Below are 5,619 nucleotides of genomic sequence, written 5' to 3'. Positions count from 1 at the left end.
GACGCGCAGCGCTTCGCCGCCTGGCGCACCGAGTTCCGCGCCACCGCACGCGCCGCCGGCATCAGCGAAGCCACGCTCAAGGCGGCGCTGGACGTGGCCGAGTTCCGGCCACGCACCATCGAGCTCGACCGCAGCCAGCCCGAGTTCTCGCGCAGCACGTGGGACTACCTCGACAGCACCGTCTCGCCCACGCGCGTGGCCAATGGCCAGGCCAAGCTGGCCCAGGTGCACACCCAGGCCGATGCGGCAGCCAGCCGCTACGGCGTGCCCGCGCCCGTGCTGGTGGCCGTGTGGGGCATGGAGAGCAACTACGGCCAGAACTACGGCGACGTGCCCGTGATCGACGCGCTGGCCACCCTGGCCTTCGAAGGCCGCCGCGAGGCCTGGGCACGTGGCGAGCTGCTGGCCGCGCTGAAGATCATCGACCAGGGTGACATCGACCGCGAACACATGATCGGCTCGTGGGCCGGCGCCATGGGCCAGACCCAGTTCATGCCCTCGGCCTTCCTGGCCCGCGCGGTGGACGCCGATGGCGATGGCCGCCGCGACATCTGGCGCAGCATGCCCGACGTGCTGGCCTCGACGGCCAACTACCTGCACCAGGCCGGCTGGGTGGCCGGTGAGGCCTGGGCTCCGGAGGTCAAGCTGCCAGAGGGCTTCGACGTCTCGCGAGCCGACCCGGGCGTGAGGCAAGAGGCCACCCAATGGAGCGCCGAAGGCGTTCGCCTGGTCGATGGCTCGCCCTTGCCCGCCATGGCCGAGGCCAGCATCCTGCAACCCGCGGGCGCACAAGGCCCGGCTTTCCTGGTGGGCCGCAACTTCCGCGCCGTGCTGCGCTACAACAACGCCACGAGCTACGCCCTGGGCGTGACCTTGCTGGCCCAACGAATCGACGGCGGGGCGCCCGTGCAGGCCGCCTGGCCTCGCGATCAACGCGTGCTCAGCCGCAGCGAGGTCAAGGCCCTGCAGGCCGCGCTCAACCACAAGGGCTTCGCCACCGGCACACCAGACGGCCTGCTGGGCCCAGCCACGCGCGGTGCCCTGCGCGACTGGCAGCGCAGCATCGGCTTGCCGGCCGATGGCTTCGCGACGGCCGAGCTGTTGGCGCGTCTTCTGGCGCCCCCTGTGTCCGAAAACAGGTAAATGCCCTATTTTCAAAACCCCTTGCAGGGTCCATGATGTTTTGATGGCCTTTGCAACGAGGGCCTCCATCGGAAACGAGGCCCCTGGTGGACATCTCACCCAGTACAGCATTGCCTGCAACCGACAGCATGCCTTGGATGGTGGTGGTGGGCGCGTCGGCTGGAGGGCTTGAAGCCCTGCAACGCTTTTTCGGTCGGCTCCGGATGCCCTCGAACGCCGCCTTCGTGGTGGTCCAGCACTTGGCCCCCGACCACCGCTCCTTGATGAGCGAGTTGCTCACCCCCCACTGCGCCCTGCCGGTCACCGAGGCCCGCGATGGCGAGGCCTTGCTCACCGACCACGTCTACCTGATGCCCTCCGGGGTGATGATGTCGGTGCGCCATGGGGCGCTGTGCTTCGAGCCCCGCCCTGAGCGGGGCCTGTCCTTGCCCATCAACCGACTGCTGACCAGCCTGGCCGAGGCCGCAGCCGAGCGCACGGTGGCCGTGGTCCTGTCCGGCTCCGGATCAGACGGCTCCCAGGGAGCGGCCATGCTGCGCGCAAAGGGTGGCTTCGTGCTGGTGCAGGCCCCCGATTCAGCACAGTTCGACAGCATGCCTCGGTCGGTCATGCAAGCCACTCGGCCAGACGCCGTGGCGCCACCAGAGTCACTGGCCGACACCGTGCTGGCCCTGACACAAGGTCGGGCTGAGCGGCTGGCCGACGAAGGGCTGGTTCATGCGCCCTCGGCCCGCAGCGCCCTGCAACGCATCTTCAGCACCTTGCTCGACCGCCACGGCGTGGACTTCGGCCAGTACAAACTGCCCACCGTGATGCGCCGCATCGAGCGGCGCATGCAGGCCTGCCAGGCTGAACTCCTGGCCACCTACGCGGACCGCATCGAGCAGGACGAAACAGAGTGCGAAGCCCTGCGGCAGGAGTTGCTCATCCCCGTGACAGGGTTCTTCCGTGACCCGGATGCCTTCGAGGCGCTCGGCAGCGCCCTGGATGCCTTGATCAGCCAGCTGCCCGAAGGGCGCAACCTGCGCTTGTGGAGCGCTGGTTGCGCCAGCGGAGAGGAGGCCTATTCGCTGGCCATCCTGGCTCACGAGTCGTGCGAAAGGGTCGGGCGCTGGCCCGGCATCAAGGTCTTCGGCACCGACGTCGACGCCACCGTTCTGGAGACGGCCACCGCCGGCTCCTACCCTGTCAGCATGGCAGAGACGCTTTCGCCCGAGCGTCTGGCGCGGCACTTCACGCTCGACGAGACCCACATGACGGTCAAGCCCGAGCTGCGCCGGATGGTGCTCCTGACCCGCCACAACCTCCTGGAAGACCCGCCGTTCACCCGGGTCGACGTGGTGGCCTGCCGCAACATGCTGATCTACCTGCAGGCCCAGGCCCAGGAACGGGTGCTGCGGCGCCTTCAGTACGCACTCAGGCTCGACGGGCTGCTGTTTCTGGGCAGCAGCGAATCACTGGGCTTGCTGCAACCGGACTTCGCCCCGGTCCACGACAGCGCGCGGCTGCACAGGCTGCATCGACAGGTGCTGCCCCCGCTGTCGAACTTCAACCTGCCGGGCCGCATCGGCCTGATGGACCGCACGGTCCGCGTCGACAGCCGGTTGCCCGCTGACCAGAACCGGCAGCTGATCGATGCGGCCCGCAAGCAAATCCTCCAGCAGCACGCGCCCCTGTGTCTGCTGCTGTCGCCACAGCGTGTCCTGATGCACACCTGGGGTCCCGTCGACCATTTCCTGAGGCTGGGCAACGGCGAGCCCAGGCTGGATGCCATCGGCCTGTTGCCCGACAGGCTGGCTGCGGTGGCGGGACATGCCTTCCACGCTGCGCTCAACGGGCAAGACATCACCGAGCCGCCCGTTCACGCCGACGTGCACGGAACGCCCATGAGGCTGCGCGTGAGCGGCCGGTTGATCAAGGGCAGCGGGCCGAACCACCACGGTGTGCTCTTGAGCATCGAGACCCTGCCCGACAGCCCTCACCTGACAGCCCCATCGGCTGACGAAGATCAACCCTTGTCAGAGGCAGAGCTGCATCGGCTGGGCCAGCTCGAGCACGAACTGGCGCAAACACGCCTGTCTCTTCAGACAACCATCGAAGACCTGGAAGCCACCAACGAAGAACTCCAGGCCACCAACGAGGAGTTGATGTCGGCCAACGAGGAGCTGCAAAGCACCAACGAAGAGTTGCAATCGGTCAACGAAGAGCTCTACACCGTCAACGCCGAGTTCAACATGAAGCTCGAGGCGCTTTCGAGCCTGAATGCCGACCTGGAAGGCATGGCACTGTCGACCGGGATCGCCACATTGTTCGTTGACCGCAGCTTGGCGCTGCTGCGCTTCACCCCTGAAGCGGCGCTGGTGTTTCGCCTGCGAGCCAGCGACATCGGCCGGCGCGTGACGGACTTCCACAACCCGATGGACTACCCCGACTTCATCGATGACGTGAACACCGTTCTGCAAGGTGGACACGTCGTCGAGCGCGAAGTCGCCGTCAAACCGGATGCCCTGTGCACGGTGCGCATCGTGGGCTGCGGGCACGGCCAGCGCAGGGCTGTGATCAGCCTGATCGACATCTCGCGCACGCGCGACGCTCAGAGGCTGCAGAACGTCATGGACGCACTCTCGTCACACGTGGCGGTGCTGGATCAGCATGGCGCCATCACCCAGGTCAACCAGGCCTGGCTGGATTTCGCTGCAGACAATGGAGGCTTTCGCGAGATAGGCGTTGGCACGAACTACCTGGCCGTGCTGGCGCGCTCGAGCAGCGAGTCGTCGCTCGACGTGTTGCGGGGGCTGCAGCAAGTGCTCAGTGGCTTGCAGCCGCGCTACCAGGTGACCTACCCATGCCACAGCCCGCAGGAAGAGCGCTGGTTCGCGATGACGGCGACGCCTTGCAAAAAAATGGGCGGCGCGGTGGTGGTGCACACCGACATCACCGCCTGGCACAAGCTGCTGACCCTGACGCAGGAGCCCATTCATGGCTGACACCCCATCCACTCAGGTCCAGCCGACAGCGTTGTTGGCGCCGCGGCATCATTGCCTGGGGCTGGCCATGGCCGCGATGCAGCGTGGCGACATGGACCGCGCCAGGCAAGTGCTCGACGCCCACCCGGAGGCCTCTCTGACCTTGACCGACGTCTTTGGCCACTACAAGGTCGAACTCGAAACCCAGAACCAGGAGCTGCGACAAGCCCAGTTGCGCACCGAGGCCTTGCTGGCATGGACCGATCAGTTGTTTCGCCAGTTGCCGGTGCCGGCCCTGCTGCTGGATGCCATGGGCCTGATCCAGGACGCCAACGAGCGCGCCATCAACGACCTCGGCCTGAACGAGCGCACCACCTCACGTGGCATGCCTTTTCGTCGGCTGATGGCAAGCATCGACTGCGAGTACAAGTTGCAGCACACCCTGCACGCAGCCCTGGACGGCCACATGGCCGCTTTGGCGGATGTGCAGGTGATCACCGCACGAGGCGATCGACTCTGGACCAGCCTGACGGTGGTGCCGATGCAGGACCGCCCCGGTGAAAGCGGCAGCCGGCTCATGTGCATCATCGACGACCAGACGGCGCGCCTCGAGGCCCGAAGAGCCCAGGAAGCAGCCACGATGGCCGCGCAGCAACGCGACTTCGCCCGCGCCACGAGCGAAGCCAACCACCGCATGATGGCTCGCGTGAGCCACGAGTTCCGCACCCCGCTGAACGCCGTCATCGGGTTCTCCGACCTGCTGTTGGACCCGGGCAGGCGCCCCCCGGAGCACGTGGCTCAGGAGTTCCTGACGCACATCCGCAGCGCGGGCACGAACCTGCTGGGCCTGGTGGAAGAGGTGCTGCAGATCAACCGCATCAATGGGCAGGAAGCCAGTGGTCCACCAGCTCAGCCAGTTGACTTGAGAGCCGTTGCCGCCGAAGTCATCGAGCTGCTCAGCGACATGGCCAACCGCTGTGGGGTGTCTCTGTCCATGGCAGACGACGAAGGCCACGCCTGCTGTGCACGCGGTCACCCACGCAAAGTGCGCGAGGTCTTGATCAACCTGTTGAGCAATGCCATCAAGTACAACCTGCCCAGTGGATGGGTGAGGGTGGCCCTGGGCTCCATCGGGCAGCACGTGTGGCTGGGGGTGAGCGACAGCGGCAAAGGCATGTCCCGGCAGCAGCTCGATCACTTGTTCGAGCCGTTCAACCGCCTGGGCGCCGAATCGGGCAACCTGCACGGGCATGGGCTGGGTCTGGTGATCACCAAAGGCCTGGTGGAAGGCATGGATGGCCGCCTGACGGTCACCTCCACGCCGGGCGTGGGCAGCTGCTTCGTGGCCGAGCTTCCGCTCTGGCACGAGGAAGGCGCATAAAATCCGAGCCCTTTGAGCCGCCCCTTGCGGCCACCAACGGGCGCCATGAACATCACCGTCAGCGAAGAACTCAAGGCCTACATCGACCCCCTCACGCCCGACGAGCACGAAGCGCTCGAGCGCAGCCTG

The 5,619-nt window shown here is 66.6% G+C and carries 3 protein-coding genes and 1 pseudogene; all 4 read left to right on the top strand.

The window, feature by feature from the left end:
• Positions 1–1,143 (top strand): lytic murein transglycosylase (locus tag B2W70_RS12985; protein WP_286746268.1); only part of this gene is annotated, 1,143 nt, incomplete at its 5' end.
• 128 nt (positions 1,144–1,271) lie between these two features.
• On the top strand, positions 1,272–4,130 hold the full coding sequence (locus B2W70_RS12980; RefSeq protein ID WP_286746266.1) for a CheR family methyltransferase: 2,859 nt from the start codon (positions 1,272–1,274) through the stop codon (positions 4,128–4,130).
• A complete protein-coding gene (locus B2W70_RS12975) occupies positions 4,123–5,490 on the top strand; it encodes a PAS domain-containing sensor histidine kinase (RefSeq protein ID WP_286746264.1) in 1,368 nt (455 codons plus the stop codon). Before B2W70_RS12980 ends, B2W70_RS12975 begins: the two co-directional genes overlap by 8 nt.
• A gap of 45 nt (positions 5,491–5,535) precedes the next feature.
• Positions 5,536–5,619 (top strand): annotated as a pseudogene (locus B2W70_RS12970) (plasmid replication/partition related protein); the annotation flags it as partial.

The sequence above is a fragment of the Aquabacterium sp. UBA2148 genome, from assembly GCF_002328915.1.
GTDB lineage: Bacteria > Pseudomonadota > Gammaproteobacteria > Burkholderiales > Burkholderiaceae_C > Aquabacterium > Aquabacterium parvum.
This window is presented reverse-complemented; position numbering and strand designations above follow the sequence as displayed.